26 protein-coding genes and 1 pseudogene are annotated in these 22329 nt (G+C 41.3%); 3 read left to right on the top strand and 24 right to left on the bottom strand.

Translation table 11 applies throughout. From position 1 onward, the window contains the following. Positions 1-5 precede the first annotated feature (5 nt). From ESZ50_RS10585 to ESZ50_RS10565, 5 genes are all read right to left on the bottom strand, one after another. Positions 6-1025 carry an NAD(P)H-dependent glycerol-3-phosphate dehydrogenase gene (locus tag ESZ50_RS10585; protein WP_148623785.1) on the bottom strand — a complete coding sequence of 340 codons (1020 nt, stop codon included), beginning with the start codon at positions 1023-1025 and terminating at the stop codon, positions 6-8. Between the two features lie 132 nt (positions 1026-1157). Next, positions 1158-2099, bottom strand: coding sequence for an HPr(Ser) kinase/phosphatase (hprK, locus tag ESZ50_RS10580; RefSeq protein WP_148623783.1), 942 nt, complete (start codon positions 2097-2099; stop codon positions 1158-1160). 30 nt (positions 2100-2129) lie between these two features. Further along, entirely contained in the window at positions 2130-2504 is a 375-nt protein-coding gene (locus ESZ50_RS10575) for a phage holin family protein (protein ID WP_187387627.1), read from the bottom strand. A gap of 210 nt (positions 2505-2714) precedes the next feature. Next, positions 2715-2885: a type II toxin-antitoxin system RelB/DinJ family antitoxin gene (locus tag ESZ50_RS10570; protein WP_148623781.1), complete on the bottom strand. Its 171-nt coding sequence runs from the start codon at positions 2883-2885 to the stop codon at positions 2715-2717. A gap of 488 nt (positions 2886-3373) precedes the next feature. Beyond that, on the bottom strand, positions 3374-4816 hold the full coding sequence (locus ESZ50_RS10565; protein WP_148623779.1) for an MFS transporter: 1443 nt from the start codon (positions 4814-4816) through the stop codon (positions 3374-3376). Between the two features lie 215 nt (positions 4817-5031). Here ESZ50_RS10565 and ESZ50_RS10560 point away from each other — a divergent pair, with 215 nt between their 5' ends. Both ESZ50_RS10560 and ESZ50_RS10555 read left to right on the top strand, forming a co-directional pair. Continuing rightward, a complete protein-coding gene (locus ESZ50_RS10560; protein ID WP_148623777.1) occupies positions 5032-5481 on the top strand; it encodes a universal stress protein in 450 nt (149 codons plus the stop codon). Positions 5482-5631: 150 nt separating this feature from the next. Continuing rightward, a complete protein-coding gene (locus ESZ50_RS10555; protein ID WP_148623775.1) occupies positions 5632-6453 on the top strand; it encodes a peptidylprolyl isomerase in 822 nt (273 codons plus the stop codon). Positions 6454-6512: 59 nt separating this feature from the next. On the opposite strand, the gene ESZ50_RS10550 is transcribed toward ESZ50_RS10555, so the two are convergent. The 8 genes from ESZ50_RS10550 to rpsL all read right to left on the bottom strand — a co-directional run bounded on the left by ESZ50_RS10550 (position 6513) and on the right by rpsL (position 14009). Then, the gene (locus ESZ50_RS10550) at positions 6513-7598 is read right to left on the bottom strand and encodes an ABC transporter substrate-binding protein (protein WP_148623773.1); all 1086 of its coding nucleotides are present in this window, start codon (positions 7596-7598) and stop codon (positions 6513-6515) included. After that, entirely contained in the window at positions 7598-8407 is an 810-nt protein-coding gene (locus ESZ50_RS10545) for an ABC transporter permease (RefSeq protein WP_148623771.1), read from the bottom strand. Before ESZ50_RS10545 ends, ESZ50_RS10550 begins: the two co-directional genes overlap by 1 nt. After that, complete coding sequence (locus ESZ50_RS10540) at positions 8407-9216, bottom strand: ABC transporter permease (protein WP_148623769.1); 810 nt, start codon at positions 9214-9216, stop codon at positions 8407-8409. Before ESZ50_RS10540 ends, ESZ50_RS10545 begins: the two co-directional genes overlap by 1 nt. Further along, the gene (locus ESZ50_RS10535) at positions 9206-10312 is read right to left on the bottom strand and encodes an ABC transporter ATP-binding protein (protein WP_148623767.1); all 1107 of its coding nucleotides are present in this window, start codon (positions 10310-10312) and stop codon (positions 9206-9208) included. Before ESZ50_RS10535 ends, ESZ50_RS10540 begins: the two co-directional genes overlap by 11 nt. Before the next feature lie 212 nt (positions 10313-10524). Continuing rightward, a complete protein-coding gene (locus ESZ50_RS10530; RefSeq protein ID WP_148623765.1) occupies positions 10525-10734 on the bottom strand; it encodes a ribosomal protein L7/L12 in 210 nt (69 codons plus the stop codon). A gap of 136 nt (positions 10735-10870) precedes the next feature. After that, complete coding sequence (gene fusA, locus ESZ50_RS10525) at positions 10871-12991, bottom strand: elongation factor G (RefSeq protein ID WP_148623763.1); 2121 nt, start codon at positions 12989-12991, stop codon at positions 10871-10873. 111 nt (positions 12992-13102) lie between these two features. Beyond that, positions 13103-13573: a 30S ribosomal protein S7 gene (rpsG, locus tag ESZ50_RS10520; protein WP_148623761.1), complete on the bottom strand. Its 471-nt coding sequence runs from the start codon at positions 13571-13573 to the stop codon at positions 13103-13105. A 19-nt stretch (positions 13574-13592) separates the two neighbouring features. Next, positions 13593-14009 carry a 30S ribosomal protein S12 gene (rpsL, locus tag ESZ50_RS10515; protein ID WP_148623759.1) on the bottom strand — a complete coding sequence of 139 codons (417 nt, stop codon included), beginning with the start codon at positions 14007-14009 and terminating at the stop codon, positions 13593-13595. Between the two features lie 323 nt (positions 14010-14332). On the opposite strand from rpsL, the gene ESZ50_RS10510 reads away from it, so the two are divergent. Beyond that, the gene (locus tag ESZ50_RS10510; protein WP_148623757.1) at positions 14333-14707 is read left to right on the top strand and encodes an A24 family peptidase; all 375 of its coding nucleotides are present in this window, start codon (positions 14333-14335) and stop codon (positions 14705-14707) included. A 48-nt stretch (positions 14708-14755) separates the two neighbouring features. Here ESZ50_RS10510 and ESZ50_RS11870 read toward each other — a convergent pair whose 3' ends face one another. The 11 genes and pseudogenes from ESZ50_RS11870 to ESZ50_RS11865 all read right to left on the bottom strand — a co-directional run. Then, positions 14756-14833, bottom strand: a complete 78-nt coding sequence (locus tag ESZ50_RS11870; RefSeq protein WP_281282898.1) for a HeH/LEM domain-containing protein — start codon at positions 14831-14833, stop codon at positions 14756-14758. 69 nt (positions 14834-14902) lie between these two features. After that, positions 14903-15316 (bottom strand): annotated as a pseudogene (gene rplT / locus ESZ50_RS10505) (50S ribosomal protein L20); the annotation flags it as partial. Between the two features lie 54 nt (positions 15317-15370). Next, positions 15371-15565: a 50S ribosomal protein L35 gene (rpmI, locus tag ESZ50_RS10500; protein WP_148623753.1), complete on the bottom strand. Its 195-nt coding sequence runs from the start codon at positions 15563-15565 to the stop codon at positions 15371-15373. A 26-nt stretch (positions 15566-15591) separates the two neighbouring features. Further along, positions 15592-16089 (bottom strand): translation initiation factor IF-3, encoded by a 498-nt coding sequence (infC, locus tag ESZ50_RS10495; protein WP_222860814.1) that lies wholly within the window; start codon positions 16087-16089, stop codon positions 15592-15594. A 215-nt stretch (positions 16090-16304) separates the two neighbouring features. Beyond that, entirely contained in the window at positions 16305-16721 is a 417-nt protein-coding gene (gene nusB / locus ESZ50_RS10490; RefSeq protein ID WP_148623751.1) for a transcription antitermination factor NusB, read from the bottom strand. Beyond that, a complete protein-coding gene (locus ESZ50_RS10485; protein ID WP_148623749.1) occupies positions 16721-17158 on the bottom strand; it encodes an Asp23/Gls24 family envelope stress response protein in 438 nt (145 codons plus the stop codon). Before ESZ50_RS10485 ends, nusB begins: the two co-directional genes overlap by 1 nt. Positions 17159-17257: 99 nt before the next feature. After that, on the bottom strand, positions 17258-17824 hold the full coding sequence (efp, locus tag ESZ50_RS10480; RefSeq protein WP_148623747.1) for an elongation factor P: 567 nt from the start codon (positions 17822-17824) through the stop codon (positions 17258-17260). Between the two features lie 148 nt (positions 17825-17972). Continuing rightward, a complete protein-coding gene (locus tag ESZ50_RS10475) occupies positions 17973-19316 on the bottom strand; it encodes a glucose-6-phosphate isomerase (RefSeq protein ID WP_148623745.1) in 1344 nt (447 codons plus the stop codon). Between the two features lie 137 nt (positions 19317-19453). Further along, complete coding sequence (locus ESZ50_RS10470) at positions 19454-20878, bottom strand: sensor histidine kinase (RefSeq protein WP_148623743.1); 1425 nt, start codon at positions 20876-20878, stop codon at positions 19454-19456. An 80-nt stretch (positions 20879-20958) separates the two neighbouring features. Then, complete coding sequence (locus ESZ50_RS10465) at positions 20959-21690, bottom strand: response regulator transcription factor (protein ID WP_148623741.1); 732 nt, start codon at positions 21688-21690, stop codon at positions 20959-20961. A gap of 288 nt (positions 21691-21978) precedes the next feature. After that, positions 21979-22329: aggregation-promoting factor C-terminal-like domain-containing protein (locus tag ESZ50_RS11865; RefSeq protein ID WP_484444111.1), on the bottom strand; the 351-nt coding region annotated here is incomplete at its 5' end.

Below are 22329 nucleotides of genomic sequence, written 5' to 3'. Positions count from 1 at the left end.
GTTATTTATTTCCCTTCTTGCTGTAGTTCACGATCCATCAAGGCCGTAACTACTTCCTTAGTATTCTTACCTTCATATAAAACATCATAAATTGCATCGGTAATTGGCATTGGTACATGCTTTAATTGACCAAGTTCATGCACCACCTTAGTGGTTGAAATCCCTTCGATCACCATTCCCATGTCAGCAATCACCTCGGCAACACTTTTACCTTTACCAAGCTGAACACCCGCTCGGAAATTACGCGAATGCACCGAAGTCGCTGTTACAAACAAATCACCTACACCAGCTAAGCCCATGAAAGTAATTGGATTTGCACCAAACGCTTGGCCTAATCGACTAATCTCAGCGAGACCTCGGGTAAAGAGAGCTGCCTTTGCATTTGCATCATACCCCAGAGCATCAATCGCTCCAGCGCCAATTGCAATCACATTTTTAAGGGCTCCACCAAACTCCGAACCAACCAAATCGGTATTCGTATAAGCTCGGAAAAACTGATTTGAAAAGGCAGCTTGCATTTGTTCAGCAATCTGAATATTCTCTGATACCATTGTTACCAATGTTGGGTCATGCTTGATCACACCTTCAGCATGTGATGGACCCGCGATAATTCCAACTCCGCGTCGATTCTTTGGTGCTACCTCTTCGGTTAACATCTCCGAAGGACGTTTGTAGGTATCTGGCTCAATTCCTTTGGTTGCCGCCACCAACGTCACCTTTTGATCAAGCGTATCTAGCACGCCTGCCAATTGATGAGCAACTTCACGAGTTGCCTTCGTTGGTACAACACTTAAAACAATCGTGGCATCTTTCACAGCTACTTGCATATCAGCAGTTGCAACGACGTTTGGGTCAATTGCTACTTCACCAAGGTAAGCACGATTAAGATGCTCATTGTTAATTTCGTTAACTTGAGCTGGTTTATATGTCCATAAACGAACGTCATGTCCATTTTCAGCTGCTACATGTGCTAATGCGGTTCCCCAAGAACCAGCCCCCAACACTGCAATAACTTCTTTTTTCACAGCATATTCTCCGTTTCAAATTGTAAGATAGTTTGGAATCTAACAATATAAATATATTACCATATCTTCTATTTAATAACGACATTCTTAAATAGACCGCCTAAACCCATCTTGAAGATCTCATTAAAAGGACTATTTAGCCTCTGCCGAATTCTCCGCAATTAACGAATTTAAGTTCTTGTTGAAGGTCTCAGTTGCATCAAAACCCATCTTCTTAGCTCGGAAATTTTTAGCAGCTGTCTCGATCAACACCGCCAAATTCCGTCCACTTTGTACGGGCAGTACCAAACGTGGTAATGCGACGTTATTAATATTTAATGCGTCTTCACCATTACCCAATCGATCAATTTGCTGCCCGTCCTCCCACTTTTGCAAGTGTAAATTAAAAGATACTGTCGCATGGGAACGAACAGCCCCAGCACCAAATAAATTCAAAACATCAATGATTCCAACACCACGCAACTCCATTAAGTTCCGTAAAATTGCAGGAGCCTCCCCAACCAAATGTTCCTCATCCTGCGCATAAATGTCCACACGATCATCAGCAATTAGTCGGTGACCTCTCTGAATCAATTCTAATGCCGTTTCAGACTTTCCAACGCCTGAGTCACCCGTAATCAAGACTCCCAAACCAAAGATATCAACTAGTACACCGTGGACCGACTCACGTTCGGCTAAGGCTCCACCCAAGAAATAGGTCATATTTGAAAGGATTCGTGATGAAGTTAATTCGGTTGTCAAAACCGGAATGTGCGCTTCAGCTGCAACATCCATAAATTCTTGCTTTAATTTACGTCCAGTTGAGACCACAATCACAGGTGTACGATCTGTCATCATCTTTCTTGCAACCATCAACAATTCATCATGGTTCATTCGCTCCATGAATGACGTTTCCGTAATTCCCAAAAGCTGAACTCGTTCTCCAGCATAATAGTTAAAATATCCTGTCATCTCTAAACCGGGTCGTGAAATATCAGGCGTCACAATTGGGCGGTCCAAATACTCCGCACCCGTTAACAGGTCAAGATGCGTACGCGCCAATAAATCACGTACCGTAATCACTGAATTTGCCATATGTTCTTTCCTTCTTATTGAATTTCGAAGTTAATCATTACGAGCTAGGAAGCTTGATACAATCAGATTTACTAACCACATAACAATTGAAATCAACACTGCCCAACCAAAGGAAGCAAATCTAAAACCACTTCCGACCAGCGCTGCGGTCATCCAAAGCACCGCTCCATTCACAATCAAGCCAAATATTCCAAAGGTCAGGATTGTTAATGGCAACGCCAAAAGCTGTAGTACCGGGCGAACCAACGCATTTAGCACCCCTAAAATCAACGCCGCCATAAATGCTGTAAATATCGAATCAATATGTAGTCCTTGCGAGAAAAAGCCAGCCAAGGCCAACAAAGTAATCGCATTGATAATCAATCGCTGTAAAAAGTGCATTCTTTTAAATTTTATTTCTTTCATATTTTAAGCCCTTTCAATTAGTGCTCACGCTTAGTATAACAAAGAACCTACTGGCTTTGAAAGCCATTTAATTTCAAAATAAAAAAGGTCTTCTCATTATTATAATGAAAAGACCTAAAACTTAAAATATAATCGCTCATCAACATTCATTCAAGTCGCGACTTGAATTGCCTAATTTCACATTCAAAATCAAAACCCACCAGTTAATTTTTATTTACTGCGAGGGCCAAACATACCTTCAAATGGCGAATGTCCTGTGTTTGCAACTTGCGTCAAAAACATCTTCACTGCCTGTTGCGATGATAGCCCTTCGCTACGAAAAACATCATCAACACGCTTCTTTACATCGTCTTCAATACGAATCTGAATTAATTTTTCCATTTCGCGTACTCTCTCTATATATAATTTATTACAATAGTAATTATAAACCACAGGAAAGAAAAATGATATAGTTATTTTTATAATCTCGAAATTCGCCGTAAATAGTATATGATTAATCTCATTAACATTAGATATCGACTTCCATATTCTCATTTACTCTCGAAACAAGATCATATCTAAATGATGGTAATATCATTCATTATCCACAAAATAAGAAAAACCGTTAGATCAAAAGATCTAACGGTTTTAATTTGGCATGCTATTGTAAGACCGGCAATAGCTCCGGTGATGGTTGCCCATCAGTCACCATACAGCAATAAAGTTACCCTTATCGTAGTCATCTGCAGCAGCGGTATTTCCACAAACACCAACTGCCCTCTCCGACATGCGGTCGTTTACAAGAGGTGGCTATAAAATTTCAATAAATTGAAATCTCTCGACTCATCGCATAAGGAATATTATATCAGCATTCATTATAACTGACAAGCCTATGCTTTTTTCTCTGATTGTTTTGCCTTAATTCGCATTAATACTCGAACAAAAGTAATTCCCCATGCAACTAACACGAGCACTGCACCTAAAGTAAAGGCCGTATGCATTCCATCAACGAAGACCGCATCATGCCCCACCGGATAAGATACAACATTATGACCTAACGTGTTACTCATTGATAAGTACAAGGCCGTCGTCACCGCTGAGGTACCAATAATCATCCCCAAGTTACGGGCCAACGCATTCAAAGCCCCAGCAACTCCGAGCTGACTTTGCGGTGCCGCCGTCATAATTAAAGCGTTATTAGGAGTTTGGAAGAATGCAGTTCCTAGTCCAGCCAAAGCCATCATCAAGACTACAAACACCATTGGTGAATCACCAACAACAGCTCGCCAGCCAAACATTGCAACAACAAGTCCACTTAGTGCAACCAAGGTCACATATTCTCGATCAAATTTATCCGCTACAATTCCAGCAATTGGTGCACCAATTAACATTGCAACCGGAATCGTCATCATATAAAGTCCAGACTTACCAGTCGAAAAGCCTCGTAAATTCTCTAGATAAAACGGCAACAGCACATTCGAAAAGAAGTTCGTTGTAAAGACCAACACGGAGGCAATCAACGAAAGTGTGAACAAAGATGTCTTAAATATCGATAAATCCAATAATGGTTCTGACACACGCCGTTCCCAACTAATAAAGGCTACAAGTAAGGCCAATGATACCGCATCAAGCACCAAAGCCAGTGGTGCCGCAAAGCCAATGATTTGAGCTAGATTAACACCTAAGAAGAACACAACGATTAAGCTAAAGAATAAGCCTGATCCAATCCAGTCAATCTCAATGTGCTGCATACGTGGGCGACTCTTTGGAAAGAAATACGATCCGGCCAAAATCGCTAACAATCCGACAGGAACGTTGATCCAAAAGATATAAGACCAAGGCAAATATTGTAGAATAATTCCGCCCAATGCTGGTCCAGCGATTGAACCCATTGATACAAAAAGTGCAATAAAGGACATCGCCCTTGCGCGCATTGCCGTTGGTGCCAAATCTGTTGTAATTCCAAACGAATTACTCATAGTCATTGAAGCGCCGACCGCTTGAACAACCCGTGCAAAAAGCAAAAAAGGTAGCCCAAGATTAAATCCGGCAAAAAGTGAGCCCAACGTAAAAATATAGGTTCCCCATTTGAAGATCCGAATTTTTCCGACCTGATCGCCTAAACGACCAAAGAACGTTAAAAGCCCAGAAATAACAATCAAGTATATCGCAACCGTCCAAGTTGCTTGATTCATTGGGATTGATAAGTCCCGTGAAATAATCGGTAAAGCAATATTGACGATTGATGCATCTAAAGTCGACATAAATGTAAACAATCCCAACGCCGTCATTGTAAGCCAAAGATGCTGGCTTCCTTCATTTTTAACTGCCATAAATAATAACCCTCCCACTCTCAACAAGGTCAACCACTTCTGAAACAAATTGCACCAAAAGATCAAAGTGGCCAACCAACGTTTTACATAACTTAATATTATAACAATATTTTCAGACAATGTTCATCTTCTGTTCGATATAAACCGCTTTCATTTATTTTTTCATGAGTTATAATATAAGTATTAGACAGATTTGAAAAGGACGGTATTTTATCATGGCAACAGACAGTATGAGCTACAAGAACATTTTGGCCCCCGTCGATGGGTCAGACATCTCAAAGCGGATTGTTAAAAAAGCGTCGGCCGTTGCTGTTCGTAATAACACCCGCCTCGACCTTCTCTATGTAATTGATACAAACTCACTTTCAGGACTTGCTGGTATGTCAATTTCAGGTGATGTGGTTTATCAATTAGTTCAAGACGCTGAGGAGAAATTGGCTGAATACAAGGATCTCGCTAGTAAAGAAGGCGTTACCGACGTTGATATTCACGTTCGTTTCGGATCACCAAAGACCGTGATTGCCCGCGATTTCCCAGAAGATCATGACAATGAATTGATTATGCTTGGCAAGTCTGGATTAAACGCTTTGGAACGTTTACTGGTTGGTTCCGTAACCGCTTTTGTGATCCAAAATGCATCAGTCGACGTTTTGATTGTTCAATAAATCATTACATCTTGCGATTTAAATAAATTTGTTTTTAAATAAAGACCGAACAACTACCTATGTTAAAATTAGATAGTTGTTCGGTTTTTATTTATTTCTGAAAACCTTACATCGTGCATTTATAAATTAACATTTAACATAGGAGCTATTATGAAAAAAATCCCCGTTCAAATCTGGGCGCTCAGTTTAATCACTATTGCGATCATTGGATTAGTGATTTTCGCGCTAACTCGTCCAAATACATCAACTTCAGACTCAAACAATTCGGATACAAGCTCCAAATTGTCAGCAAGTCAAAATGATGGTAAGTCACAAGCCGCCCTCAACAAGCTTGCATTACCACAGCTTTCAGATAGCGTCTCTTCTGATGAAAGTCTTGTAATCATCAAGACATCTGATGGTGATATTAAGATCAAATTATTCAACACGTATGCACCGCTTGCTGTAACCAATTTTGTTACACTTGCCAAAGAGGGGTATTACAACAATACAACCTTCCATCGCGTAATTGAAGGCTTTATGATTCAAGGTGGCGATCCTAAGGGAGACGGTACCGGTGGTAAGTCAATTTGGAATGGGAAAAATTCTAAAGTTGATAGCGGTACTGGCTTTAAGAATGAAATCTCATCGTCTTTGTATAACATTCGTGGCGCCCTCGCCATGGCAAATACCGGGCAAAGTAGTTCGAATGGTTCACAGTTTTTCATCAATCAAAATCCAGCTGATCAACGTGCAAATATTAAAAAAAGCGCTTATCCAACCAAGATTTATAACGCCTATAAAAACGGTGGTAACCCTGGTTTGGATGGTGATTACACTGTCTTTGGTCAGGTTATCGATGGCATGGATGTCGTTGACAAAATTGCAAAAGTCGCTGTTTCTAGTAGCGATAAGCCCAAAACTGCAATTAAAGTTACCGAAGTTCAAGTCGTAACTGACGCACCGGTTAGTCTACCAGCCGACGCACAATAAAAAAAGCCGAATAAGTGAGCTCCTGTCAAATCAGGAACACGCTTGTTCGGTTTTTTATGTTATTGATGCATTTTAACCTGCAACCATAGATCATTATACTGCTGAGTCCAATAAGGTGATAAATTACGATAAACCTCTTTACCCTTCAATTTATCTCCTGATGGATACCATTCTTGATCCTGAGTCAGGGACTTTGGTAGATATTTCAAAGCCCCCTTATTCGGTGTCGAATAACCAACCCATTCTGCATTTTGAGCTGCATTTCGAGGGTCCGACATGAAATTCAGGAACGCATATGCAGCAGGCTTATTCGCCGCCGTTTTAGGAATCACTAGATTGTCCACCCACATATTCCCAATACCTTCAGGAATAACGTATTTAATGTGCGAGTTCTGATCAGCCATTTCCTTCGCTTGGCCGGAATAAACCACTGCCACGCTACTCTCACCGTTCACCATGTAATTCATGATTTCATCGGCCAAAATAGCCTGAGTATTGGGCGCCAAAGCCATCAACTTCTTAGCCGCCACGTTTAACGCCATGTTACTCGTAGTATTCACCGATAAGTTATCCGATGCAAGGGCAACGCCCAACATATCACGTGATGAATCCGTCAACATGATCTTGCCATGCCACTTATCTGACCACAAGTCATTCCATGTTTTGACCTCATCCGCCTTAACTTTTTGATCATTATAGGCAATCCCCAAGGTTCCCCAGAAATATGGTAAGGAATATTGATTATGCGGATCAAAGGCTAAGTTCATATACTGTGGATCATAGTATTTAAGATTTGGAATTTTGCTCAAATCCAAACGGTTCAGTAAACCTTCTTGCCGCATCTTATCGACCATATAATCCGACGGAACCGTAATATCATAAGCAGTTCCGCCTTGCTTTACTTTCGTGTACATTGCTTCGTTTGAATCAAAGGTCACGTAATTAACTTGATAGCCCGTTTGCTTCTCGAACTTACTAATCAAACTAGGATCAATGTATTCACCCCAGTTATAAATAGTTAATACATTATTCGTCCGCGAGGCCTTACGCGTCGGTTGTTGAGCTTGACCCAATTGAAAACTAATAATGGCCAAAGCCGTTACAACCACAGCAATGATTATTGAAAAAATACTCAAGCGTCGCATTATCGCATCACCCCCGTATTTTTACTACGAATCCCTCTTACAGAGATGAAGTAATACACAACAACCAGAACCAATGAGATTACAAACATCAGCGCCGAAAGTGCGTTAATCGACAAATCAATCCCTGTTCTAGCTCGAGAATAGATTTCCACAGACAAGGTTGAAAAATCCGATCCAGTCACAAAGAAGGTTACCGCAAAATCATCTAGCGAATAAGTAATTGCCATAAAGAAACCCGCTAGAATTCCAGGCCAAGCATATGGCAAAATGATCCGACTTAACACTTGCTGACTGTTAGCACCTAAGTCACGAGCTGCCGTGATCAAATCACGATCCATCTCCTCCAAACGAGGCAAGACCATCAGTACGACAATTGGTACCGAGAAGGCAATATGTGATAATAAGACCGTTAGAAAGCCTAGTTTTATACCGATCAAGGTAAATAGAATCAAAAAGGAAGCCCCAATGATGACATCTGGCGAAACCATTAAAACATTGTTAAAAGACAAAAGGGTTACCTTCAGATTCTTTTGTCGAGTATTATAAATACCCAGCGCACCGAAAGTCCCAATCAAGGTTGCAAGCAATGCCGACAATAGCGCAATGATAAAAGTATTCACTAAAATTCCCATCAAACGTAAATCACTAAACATTGCTGCATAATGTGTCAGCGAGAAGCCCGAAAAGTCGTGCATGTAATCGCCAGCGTTGAAAGAATAAAAGATCAAATAAAAAATTGGTGCGTACATTAAAATGAAAACAAAGACTAAATATGAGTTTGCCCACTTTGATTGTTTTGCTACTTGCATTAGCGATCACCTCGCTTCTTTCGATCGCGGGTTACATACATCGTTAAGGCCATTGCAATAATCAAGACAATTCCGATTGTTGAACCCATTCCCCAGTTTTGAGTTACTAAGAAATGTTCCTCAACTGCCGTTCCCAAGGTAATCACCTTGTTTCCACCAATCAATCTTGTAATCATGAAAAGTGATAGCGTCGGAATGAACACAGCTTGAATTCCTGAGCGCACGCCTCCCCAAGTAAGTGGGAAAACAACTCGTCGGAGAGTCTGCCAAGGGCTTGCTCCCAAATCACGAGCGGCATTCACCAAACTCGGATTTAGGTCAATTAACGCATTAAAGATTGGCATAATCATAAAAGGAATTTGGATATAAGCCGCTACTAAAATAAATGATGTATTCGTAAAGAGTAGCTGCTGTCGTCCTAACCCAATAAATGCAAGAAAATTATTCACTGAACCATTCTGAGCAAATAACCCAATAAATGCATACGTTTTAAGTAATAGGTTAACCCATGTTGGCAAAATCACCAACAATAGCCAGAATTGTCGATTTTTCAAGCGTGTCAAAAAATACGCCATCGGATAAGAAATTAACAAAGTTACCGCCGTGACGATCGCTGCAATCCATAACGAATTCAAAGTCATCCGAATATAGGTCCATGAGTCGAAGAAATTGATATAGTTCGATATCGTGAAGTTGCCATTAAAGTTTTTAAAACTCTGAATCAGCAATAAAATCAACGGGGCAATAACAAATAGCATCACCCACAAGTAATACGGCAAGGTATAACTTGTTAGACGTTTATTGGTCATCGTCCTCTGTCTCCTCTTCGTACTTCTCTAGCCGTGCGTCAAATTCATCTTCCGATTCATTTAATCGCATAATATGAATATCTTCTGGGTCGAAGAAAAGACCACGACGTTCACCAATTACAGCCGGATTGGTCGCTTGAACTTGCCACTCATTTTGATCATCATCATGGGCTGTAATTTCATAATAATCGCCTCTAAATGACTGATCGTCGATCGTAACTACTAGTTTTCCAGCGCTAACCTCGACTAAATCAAGATCCTCAGGTCGTAGTACAACTTCAACCGGCTCATTTGGGCGCATACCACCATCGACATTTTCAAAATCCTTGCCGACAAAATGAACCAGATAGTCTGCCTTCATGATCCCAGGGATAATATTTGACTCACCAATGAAGTCTGCAACAAAACGATTAATTGGTTCATCGTAGATATCGACAGGAGTTCCATTTTGAGCGATCTCACCGTCATTTGTTAAAAAGATCCAATCAGACATTGCCAGGGCTTCTTCTTGATCATGTGTTACGAAGATGAATGTGATTCCCAGTCGCTGCTGAATCTCACGTAATTCATATTGCATTTGTTTACGTAACTTATAATCAAGTGCGGATAACGGCTCATCCAGCAAAAGAACCTGGGGTTCATTTGCCAAAGCCCGCGCAATCGCGACTCGTTGCTGTTGTCCACCAGACAACTCACTGATCTCACGATTTTCTAAGCCGGATAACTTTACCAAGCCGAGCATTTCCGTGACCTTTGCAGTTATTTCATTTTTAGGTTTCCCTTTAATCGACATTCCAAAAGCAACGTTGTCAAAAACATTCATATTTGGAAAAAGCGCGTAGTTTTGGAAAACCGTATTCACTGGGCGTTTCTCCGCAGGAACATCATTAATCCGCCGTCCGGCAAACATAATATCGCCTTCTGTTGCATCAATCATTCCCGAAATCAAACGGAGAATAGTTGTTTTTCCTGAACCAGAAGGCCCTAATAGGGTATAGAATTTACCCGCCTCAATTTCGAGATCCACATTTTTCAAAACAAGTGTATCGCCAAAACTTTTAGCGACGTGCTTAAATTCAATAATTGGCTGCGTCAATCACGGATACCACCTTTCTTAACAGTAACTTTAATTATATAGTCATTATCTAGCAAAATAAAGTGAATTCTGAGCGATAAAGACTGCAATACTCCGCTTGTCAGCCCATTTTTTACATAATCCTTCAAATTAACATAGTGATGTATGCTCTCAATAAGCAAGAACTAGAATCTTTGCAAAAAAATAGCCAAGTTATTAACTCGGCTGTTTCTCTACTGCTTAATTTCCACGGAAAAACCTACTTCCGTCAATTGTGCAGCAACCTTTTCGGCTTCCTGTCGTTCACTATAGCCTAATGCTTCGTCTGGAGATTGACTGACATTCAAGCGGTGGTACACATTGAACCCTGCAAAATATGCTGGGTTAAATTCCAATGGAATTTCATCATTCTCATTCAGTTGAATATAATATTCTGCCATCATCACATACCCGCCTTCCGTGTTTTTAGTATAGAACAAAATTTCGCCAAAGGAAAGCGCTTGCATTACAAAATAAAAAAAGACGGACTTCTCAAAAAATGGGAAGTCCGTCTTTTACAATATAATCTTTATTCAGAGCTTATTCAGCGTCTGAACGACCATACTTCTTAACGATCTCTTCTTGCACGTTCTTTGGAACGGCTTCATAGTGATCGAATGACATTTGGAAAGTACCACGACCTTGCGTTGATGAACGCAAAGTAGTTGCATATCCAAACATTTCTGATAGTGGCACCTTAGCGTGCACTGTCATTGCGTTTCCGCGTTGCTCTTGACCTTCTAGCAAACCACGACGAGCTGAAACGTGACCCATTGCATCACCTAAGTTATCCTCAGGAACAACGATATCAACCTTCATGATTGGTTCCAAGATAACTGCACCAGCAGTCTTGGCAGCCTCACGCAAAGCTAATGAAGCAGCGATCTTAAAGGCAGCTTCAGAAGAATCGACATCATGATATGATCCATCATACAACTTGGCCTTCAAGTCAACCAATGGGAAGCCAGCCAAAGGACCAGCATTCATTGAGTCTTTCAATCCAGCATCAACTGAAGGGATGTACTCACGAGGAACGACACCACCAACGATGGCATCCTCAAATTCGTAACCAGCTCCTTCATCATTTGGTGAGAATTCAATCCAAACATCACCATATTGACCCTTACCACCAGATTGACGCTTGAAGTATCCACGAGCTTGAACAGTCTTAGTGAACGCCTCACGGTAGGCAACTTGTGGAGCACCAACAGTGGCATCAACGTTAAACTCACGACGCAAACGGTCAACGATGATATCCAAGTGCAACTCACCCATACCAGAAATCAAAGTATCACCAGTTTCAGGGTTAGTCTCAGCACGGAATGAAGGATCTTCTTCAGCCAACTTTTGCAAAGCTGTTGACATCTTATCTTGATCAGCCTTCGTCTTTGGCTCAATTGCCAATTGGATAACTGGCTCTGGGAACTCCATTGATTCCAAAATCAATGGACGCTCGATTGCTGTCAAAGAGTCACCAGTAGTTGTATCCTTCAAACCGATCGCAGCAGCGATATCACCTGAGAATACTTCTTCGATTTCAGTACGGTTTGTGGCGTGCATTTGTAGCAAACGACCAACACGCTCACGCTTGTTACGTGATGTGTTCAAAACGTATGAACCGGCTTCCAAGACACCAGTATAGACACGCATAAATGTCAAACGACCAACGAAAGGATCAGTCATAACCTTAAAGGCCAAGGCAGCAAATGGATCTTCATCATTTGCCATCAAGTCAACTTCTTCATCAGTATCTGGATCGTTAGCAACATAAGGCTTAACGTCTAGTGGTGATGGCAAGTAGTTAACAACTGCATCCAACATCATTTGCACACCCTTATCCTTGTAAGCTGAACCAGCTAATACAGGATAGAATTGCAATGAAATCGTTGCACGACGAATGGCAGCCTTCAAGTCCTCTTGAGAGATCTCTTCTCCGCCCAAGTACTTCTCCATGATATCGTCATCAACATCAGCGATGGCTTCAACCAATTCGTTGTACTTTTCTTCAGCTAATTCGACATAATCAGCAGGGATTGCGCGTGGCTCCCACTTCTCACCCAATTCATCAACGGGGTACAAAGCTTCTTTAGTGATCAAATCAATAATTGCTTCGAAATCATCTTCGGCACCGATTGGCCATTGAATAGCCTTTGCGTTTGCGTCCAAACGAGACTTCAATGAGTCAACTGACATTTGGAAGTCAGCACCCATCTTGTCCATCTTGTTAACGAAAACGATACGAGGTACTTCATATGTTTCAGCTTGGCGCCAAACAGTTTCTGTTTGAGGCTCAACACCAGCGGCACCATCCAAAACAGCTACGGCACCATCCAAAACACGCAATGAACGCTCAACTTCGATTGTGAAGTCCACGTGTCCTGGTGTATCAATGATGTTAATACGGATTGGTTCCTTAGCGAACTGATCATGGAAACCATGCCAAACCGCAGTAGTTGCAGCTGACTGGATCGTGATTCCACGTTCCTTTTCTTGATCCATAAAGTCCATTTGAGATGCACCATCGTGAGTCTCACCAATCTTGTGAATCTTACCCGTATAGTACAAGATACGCTCAGTTGCAGTTGTCTTACCTGCATCAATGTGCGCCATGATACCAATATTACGAGTACGGTTCAATGGGTATTCACGCTTGTTAGCCATGTGAATTGTCTCCTTGAATAAATTTTAGTCTAAAAAGACTATGCTACAAATAATTATACCGTATATTACAGAAAAGTGGCTAGTGCAACAAAGCAATAGCCACTAAATTTATTACCAACGGTAATGTGCAAAGGCACGGTTGGCTTCAGCCATCTTATGTGTGTCTTCACGCTTCTTCACAGCTGAACCAGTGTTATTGGCTGCATCCATGATTTCCTTAGCCAAACGCTCGTTCATTGTATGCTCACCGCGTTGACGTGAGTATTGCACCAACCAGCGCAATCCCAAAGTCACACGACGCTCTGGACGAACTTCGACTGGAACTTGATAGTTAGATCCACCAACACGACGTGCGCGTACTTCCAAAACAGGCATGATGTTGTTCAATGCCTCTTCGAAAACTGTCAATGGCTCTTGACCAGTAGATTCCTTGATACGATCAAAAGCATCGTACAAGATTGTTGAAGCAGTTCCACGCTTACCATCAAGCATCAAGCGATTGATTAAACGTGAAACTAGCTTTGAGTTATAAATTGGATCAGGCAGAACTTCAGCCTGCTTAGTGTAACCCTTACGTGGCATTCTTAATGTCCTCCCTTAATTACTTCTTCTTAGGGCGCTTTGCACCGTACTTTGAACGTGATTGCATACGTCCATCGACACCGGCTGTATCCAAAGCACCACGAATGATGTGGTAACGTACACCAGGCAAATCCTTAACACGACCACCACGGATAAGAACAACTGAGTGTTCTTGCAAGTTGTGACCGATTCCAGGGATATATGCAGTAACTTCAATCAAGTTTGACAAACGTACACGGGCGTACTTACGCAAAGCTGAATTAGGCTTCTTAGGTGTCATAGTTCCGACACGAGTTGCAACACCACGCTTTTGTGGTGATGACAAACTAGTCGTCTTCTTTGATTGTGAGTTATAACCGAAGTTCAAAGCAGGTGACTTTGACTTCGTGCTCTTTGACTTACGAGGCTTACGAACCAATTGGTTAATAGTAGGCATTGTCTAAGAGTCTCCTTTCAAATTTTCTATAATTTATTTTAGTCCACATATCCAGGTGTATCATTTAATAACCGGTATGTGGCTAGATTGGCGCTCAGGTTCGCAGTTCAGCACGTCGTATGAACCATACGAACAGTTGCTCTCCAAAAGCACAAAGATTAGTATAACAGCCTTATATTTTTAATGCAAGTCTTTTCATGAAGATAAATGCTGATTTAATCGCAAAGCTTTAAACCACAATTCCGGGCGTATCATTCCTTGTTTTCATTAATTTTTCGCTATTATACTTCCATTTGACTCCTACTATCATACGGAGGTTTTTTATGCCCCAAGCTTGCCTTGTTTTCTTCCTGACCGTCATAATCTTATCTGTTCAAGACATCTACGATCAATCGATTACTTACCCACTCCTCTTTCCAGCTCTACTAATGCACATTTTGTCGTCATCATTTAATTGGAGTTATTTTTTCCTCTATCTGCTAGTTTCATTAATTAACATTTTAAATCACGAAGCCTGGCTTGGTAATGGCGATATCGATATTGCTTATTTAGGCTTCTGTTATTTCGGGATACCCGCAATGATGAGCGGTTTATTAATCGCAAGCTCGACAGCCATGATCTGGAGCTTGTTAATTAATCAAAAACGCATTGCTTTCGTTCCATTTTTAACTCTCGGCTATCTTTGCCAGCTATTTTAAAACAAAAAAACAGCCGCCATAAGCGACTGTTTCCAAAATAGATTTAAATTATACCAATGCCAATAGCTCGGCCTTCTTTGCAGAAGCTGAGAATTCAATTCCATTTTCTGACAAGTATGCCTTAATTTCAGCAACAGTGTTCTTGTCAGTTGGCTTTACAGATGAAGCCTTCTTTGCAGCCTTTGGAGAAGCAACGTTAATTGTAATTTCCTTCTCAGTAGTTGCAGGAGTGATTTCGTGAACGATTTGGTTGTTATCAGCCAAAGCCTTCTTTGCAGCAGTTGCCAATGAAGCAAATGCAGCAGCATCAGAAATCGCCAAGTCAGCCAACATCTTACGGTTCAAAGTTGAACCCATCAATGACAAACCGTTCATGAAGCGTGAGTATGACAAACCGTTCATACGTGCAGCGGCGTTAATACGCGCAATCCACAACTTACGGAAGTTACGCTTAGTAGTCTTACGATCACGGAAAGCGTAGAACCATGACTTCCAAACTTGTTGCTTAGCAACCTTATAGTTAATATGACGTTGTCCACGGTATCCCTTGGCCAACTTGATCATTTTCTTGCGACGTGCGCGTGTAGTATTAGTACCCTTTACTCGCATGGGTTAATCCTCCAATAATTCGTTTTTGTAAATTCTAGACTCGTTAATTTTAGATTAACGGCTCATCATGTGAACGTATGTCTTCAAAGTCGTGTGGTTCATCATTGAAGTTCCACGCAATTGGCGACGTTGCTTCTTTGTCTTACCGTGGAAACGGTGAGATGTGTAAGCATTTCCTGACTTCAAACCACCATTGGCAGTCTTCTTAAAACGCTTTGCTGAAGCGCGGTGTGTCTTAAACTTTGGCATTGATATATCCTCCCAAACTGTATTAATTACTTAGTTTCTTTGGGTGCAAGCACCATAAACATGCTGCGACCCTCCATCTTAGCTCTAGCTTCAACCTTTGCGATTTCTTCTAGATCTGTTGCTAAGCGTTCCATTACCTCTCGTCCGATTTCCTTGTGCGTGATAGCACGCCCACGGAAACGAATTGAAACCTTAATTTTATTACCCTTTTCCAAGAACTTAATTGCATTGTTCTTTTTAGTATTAAAATCATTGTCATCAATCGTTGGACTCAAGCGAATCTCTTTGATACTTACAATCTTTTGATTCTTGCGTTGCTCACGTTGCTTTTTTTGATTATCAAACTTGAACTTACCATAGTCCATAATCTTAGCAACCGGTGGCTTAGCATTTGCCTGGACCAAGACCAAATCCAACTCTGCTTCGTCAGCAATCTGTTGGGCATCAGCCTTAGACATAATGCCACGATCGCCGTCCTCAGTAATCAAACGAACTTCGTGAGCACGGATACGATCATTAATCAAATCTTGTTGTTGTTGTGGTTGGCGCGCGTTTGCTATGGTCCTTACCTCCGATAAAACTTGAAACAAATAATGGCGAATTCACGCGACACACGTGAACCCGCCATTTAACATCAATAGTAAATGTTATTAACCCGATAACACAATCGTTATCTGAGGTGAATGGCGGGTGCCATTACTTAGTTTCTTTAACAATTAATTATTATACACAAGCAGTATTAAAAGGTCAAGGCCTTGTTTAATACGCCGTTAATAAACTTACGTCCCTTGTCGTCAGTAAAACTCTTAGCTAGTTCCATGGCTTCATTTACTGCAATCTTAGGATCGACATCAGTATGCTTCGCCTCGTAAATCGCCAAACGCATCAATACTAAGTCAGTTCGACTAATTCGATCGATCGTCCATCCTGTCTGTAGGTACTCGCTGATCGTTAAATCAAGCTCATCAAGATGAGCAGTTACTCCATCAACAAACGCCATTAAATCGGCTGGAACTGCTCCCTCCCAGGCAATCTCTGGATCACCCGCTAGGACTTGTTCTGCAACTTGCGCTGCCTTTGCGTCAGGGTTGGCAGCTAAACCAAACAACGTTTGAAAAGCGGCTTGCCGAATCTGATGCCGGTTAAGTTCTACCATTATTCTTCTGCTCCTTTTTGCTCGGTTGTTTCGCCAAACAAATTATTGGGATCAACAGACAAAGTTGGTTTGTTTGATACCATCCCTTGCACATGAACATTCACCATTGCTAGGTTAAGTTCTGTCATCGCTGCAATTTGCGTTGTAACATGCTCTTGAATTTTGCGTGCTACCTTCGGCACACTGACACCATAACTGATAAACACGAATACATCCGCTTCTAGTCCATGTTCAGTTTGCTTCAGTTCAACACCTTTACCATGAACCTTGCGCCCCAATGCCTCTTGTGCCCAATTAGTTAATGATTCACGTAAACGTGCAACACCGTCTACTTCGCTAGTTGCCAATGCTGCAATAAGTTCAAGGACACGTGTATTAATCCGTGTTTCGCCTGCAATATCACTTGCATGATTTAAAACAATTGTTTCTTCAGCCATTTTGATATTCTCCCATCCTTTGTATCTTGCCACAGAGCATTGTAATCAAAGAGCGCCGGCCGGTAGCCGGTCGACGCTCCTCTTAATCATTCGTTGCTACTAGGCACGTGACGTGTATGATCCACCATCGTCTGTGTTAACAATTAGCTTGTCACCAGCATTAATGAAGTCAGGTACAGTAATAACCAATCCTGTCTCCATAGTTGCAGGCTTTCCACCACCATTAGCAGTTGCACCCTTAATTCCTGGTTGCGTCTCGGCAACCGTCAAGGTAACTGTCTTGGGCAATTCAACGTCTAAGATTTCGCCTTCATAGGTCGTAATCTTAACTTCCATGTTCTCCAACAAGAACTTCAATGAATCTTGAATCTTATCGGCTGGAATCTCAACTTGATCGTAAGTCTCTGTATCCATAAACACGTGGTTACCAGCATCTTCATACAAATATTGCATGCTTGTTTGTGCAATATTTGCTGTCTCAAACTTGTCACCAGGTCGGAAAGTAACTTCGTTAACTGCACCAGTACGCAAGTTCTTCAACTTTGAACGTACAAAGGCAGCACCTTTACCAGGCTTAACGTGTTGGAATTCCAAAACACGCCAGATTGATTGGTTGTACAAAATTGTCAAACCAGTCTTTAAATCGTTCATACCAATAGTAGCCATGAATCTAATTCTCCTATGATTTATCTTCTTCAAGTAATAATAACAGAATGAAGCAGGGCTGACTAGTCTTGCCCATTGAAAATCATTATTTTATTACAGGTAAAAACCAGCTAGTTAATATACGATCAACTAGCTGGCCCTTAATATTTTACAAACGTGCCTCAAGTTCAGTGGTCAAAGCTTCATAGCCAGGCTTCCCCAACAAGCCAAACATATTACGCTTGTAGCCCTCAACACCTGGTTGATCAAACGGATTAATTCCGTTTAGATAACCAGAAATTGCAACTGCGGCCTCAAAGAAGTAGATCATTTGCCCTAGCGCAAATTCGTTTTGCTGATCAAGTTCCACAATCATATTTGGAACTCCACCATCAACGTGCGCTAGCATTGTGCCTTCTGATGCACGACGATTAACGTAACCCATTGTTTTACCTTCGAGATAAGCCAAACCATCATCAGCTTCTGCCTCAGGGATCACAACATCTGTAACAGGCTCAGTCACTCGGACCAAAGTCTCGAACAAGTTTCGACGACCATCCTGGATGTATTGTCCAAATGAATGCAAATCAGTTGAGAAGTTACCAGTTGCCGGGAAAATACCCTTGCCATCCTTACCTTCTGATTCACCTTGAAGTTGCTTCCACCATTCACCAAACTGTACTAGTGTTGGTTCGTAGTTGATTAACAATTCTGTTGTATAGCCCTTACGGTACAAAATATTCCGATAGGCGGCATATTGGTAAGCCATATTTTCTGACAAATCGGCGGAGGCATATGCAACTTCACCAGCCGCAGCACCAGCCATTAATTGTTCGATATCGGCACCCGAAGCAGCAATTGGCAATAATCCTACAGCTGTCAAAACTGAGAACCGACCGCCAACTCCATCAGGAACAATAAACTCTTCATAACCTTCTTCATCAGCAAGTGTTTTCAATGCACCACGCTTTGCATCAGTCGTCGCATAAATCCGCTCACGTGCTCCCTCTGTGCCATATTTCTTCTCTAACATCTCCTTGAAGACACGGAAGGCAATTGCTGGCTCAGTTGTTGTACCTGACTTTGAAATAATATTAACCGAGAAATCACGGTCGCCAATCACCTTAATCAATGAGTTCAAATACTGTGGTGAAATTGAATTTCCAGCAAACAACACTTGTGGAAAATCACGTTGCTCTTCGGGATATAAATTACTAAAGTAGTCATTCAAAAAATCAATCGCTGCTCGTGCTCCAAGATAAGAACCACCAATTCCAATCACAACTAAGACCTTCGAATTACCTTGAATCTTCTTAGCGGCTTTTTGAATTCGTGCAAACTCATCTCGATCATAATTTGAAGGAAGGTGTAGCCAGTCACTATATTCAGTTCCAGCCCCAGTTCCTTCGCGTAACATCTTATCTGCAGTATCAACCATTGGTTGCATCATGCCTAATTCGTAATCACGCACAAAATCATTCAGTTTAGAAGTATCAAACGTCAGCGTTGTCATTTTAAGAACCTCTTTTTTTAGTTTTGGTATAGACCAATTATATCTCATTTTTTTTAGAAAAGAAAGGATTTCTTATCCAAAGTAAAAACCAGCGAATAAAATTCTATCCGCTGGTTCATCTATATTGCATGTCTAACCTATCGTTGTGGCCGATCAGGCAAAGTAACCGTAAAGGTTGTCCCTACGCCAAGCGTTGATTCAACTTGAATCGTACCATCGTGTACTTCCACCAGTTGGCGAATGATCGCCATTCCTAGACCGGTTTCACCACGCTTGGTCCGTGATTCATCTGCTTTATAGTAACGTTCCCAAATTTTGGAAACTTGATCATCTGACATACCGATCCCAGTATCAGCTACCGTGAACACTGAGCGATCAGTCTCGCGCCAAGCATCTACCGTAATCACACCATTTTCAGTAAATTGAATTGCGTTATTGACGATGTTAAAGATAATTTGAATAAAGCGATCACGATCAGCATAGGTCATCACTTGCCCGTAACCATCAAACTTCAACGTGTCACCTGCCAAATCCGCCTTACTGCGTAACTGATCCAATAAGCCCTCTAACAAAGAAACCGCATCAAAATGTTCTTTTTTCAAGACCAGTTTATTTTGTCGCAATCGCTCGTAGTCAAGATTATCCTTCACCAGTCGCGACAAACGATCTGCTTCTGTTTTAATCAAATCGTACGAGTGTTGCTTATCATCGTCAGGAATCACATCGTATTGTAGCCCCTCAATAATACCCGAGATTGTTGTCAGCGGTGTTCGCATTTCATGGCTTGCATTTGCCATAAACTCTTTTCGACGTTCCTCTTGCGCTTCAATCTCGTCTTCTTGACTACGCAATGATAGCGTCATCGTGTTAACGTCATCCGCCAATGAAACAATCTCATCGCGTCCCTTCAAATGCACTCGAGCTGTATAATCGCCGTCCGCCACTCGTCGCGTGACAATTTGAATCAATCGTAAGCGATTAACAATCAGCCTAGAGAAAATAAAACTAAGCATGATCACTGCCAACGTTGAAATCAAAAAGGCAACCAACAGATTCTTCCGTAGCATGATCAAATTATCAGAGACCGATGATGTAGCCTCTCTTGCAACTACAACCGCAATTAATTTATTATTTTTATCAAAAAACGGCTTAATGACATCTAACGTTCGTGCACTATCACTATCTGCACTCCGCTTTTGAATAATCTTATGATTTTTTAAGCTCTGCCATTCGGCATCTGTAATCTTAGCCGTTGCAACCTTACCCTTATGTGGATAAACTGCCTGTTGATCAGCTCCGTACAGTGTAAAGTCAATTCCTTGAACTTTAAGCAATGAGGAATCCGTATCCAGTTCTGTCGTTTCGAAGTAGGCAAAACTGCCATCCGACTCCTCAAAACGCATTGTTTCTTCTGCAACAGCAATCGCAAAACGATTCAACTGTGAATAGGCATTATCCTCAACCATTTTCGTTGTAAATTGAGTAAACAATACACCCACGATCGCCAAAGCGGTAATCGTTACTGTCAAAAAGGCCAGCATTTGTTGATACATCAATTTCATTATTAACACCAAATGGGCCGCGTTAAATCACGCAGCCCGTCCATTGAAAAACTAATTATTATTCTAATTTGCATGCAGACCTACTCTTCAACTACATTTGAGTCGTCAAACTTGTAACCAACACCCCAGACCGTCTGAATCACTTGTGGTCCAACCTTTTCAATCTTTTGTCGTAGCTTTTTAACGTGCGCATCAACCGTCCGCTCGTCACCAAAATACTCATAATCCCAAACAAGTTGCAAAAGTTGTTCACGTGAAAAGACTTGACGTTGCTTATTTGCCAACACACGTAGCAGATCGAATTCCTTTGGTGTTAGATCCTTGATCAACTTTTCATTCAAGTAAGCTTCACGTGTATTTGAATTCAACTTGAACGTCCGTGTTATCACATCAAAGTCTTCATGAATCTCGGAATTTTGTACGTTAGGGGTTGCCCCAGTCGAAACTTCTGCGCGACGATGTAAGGCCTTAATTCGTGCAATCAAGGTGATTGGACTAAATGGCTTTGTTACATAATCATCAGCCCCCATCTCAAGGCCAAGCACTTGATCAGACTCTGAATCGCGAGCTGTTAGCATGATAATCGGAGTTGTTTTAGTGATTTCTCGAATTTTAACAGCCACTTGCATTCCATCTAAGCCGGGCAGATTCAGATCCAAAATGATCAAATCCCAGAATTCTGGCTTTTCATTAAATGTCGCAACAGCTTCATTACCATCATAAGAGAAAGTTACATCCCAGCCTTCTTTTTTAAAGAACATGCCCATCATCTCTGATACTGATGTATTATCTTCAATCATTAAAATATTCATCTATATTCCTCACTCCATGTAGGTTTTCCTTATTTCAATATATAAATAATAACTTATTTTAGTAGCCTTTGACCAAAATTCACAATTTATATATATATCCGCTACACTTTCTTGACATTTATCGCTCGTCAGTTCAATAAAACGCCTTATCTTGTGCAATAAGATACAATCATAATCTTATTATACAACTGTCAGCGTTTTCATGCATGTAAATTCAAAAAAAAGCTGAAACGAATTTATTTAAAATCCATTTCAGCTTAATTTAATTGCTCTTCTACTACCTAGTTTTTACCACCAACCGTTTGACAAACGGAAGGCAACCGCTGCGTCAATTGAACCATAGCGGGTCACAGCATAGTTAATCATTCCAGCCGTCTGTGATGCAACTGAACCATAACCCCAACTTTGATTAGTTTGTCCCAAACCGTGATAGATTCCATTTGAGGCATTCGGATTTCCACCTGACTCAGGCATCACGATGCTTGTCCACAATGACTGTGTTCCACCAGCACTAATGAACTGATCATAAACTGATCCTTCACTGACTGTATTCGTGGTCGTTTGCGTTGCTGAATTATCATTAGTTGTCACTGTTTGTGTTGCAACTGATGATGCTGCGGGTGCTTCTGATACAACAGC

It is taken from the genome of Weissella muntiaci (genome assembly GCF_008107635.1).
Classification (GTDB): domain Bacteria; phylum Bacillota; class Bacilli; order Lactobacillales; family Lactobacillaceae; genus Weissella; species Weissella muntiaci.
Note: the sequence above shows the minus strand (reverse complement) of the source record. Positions and strands in the feature narration are given on the sequence as shown.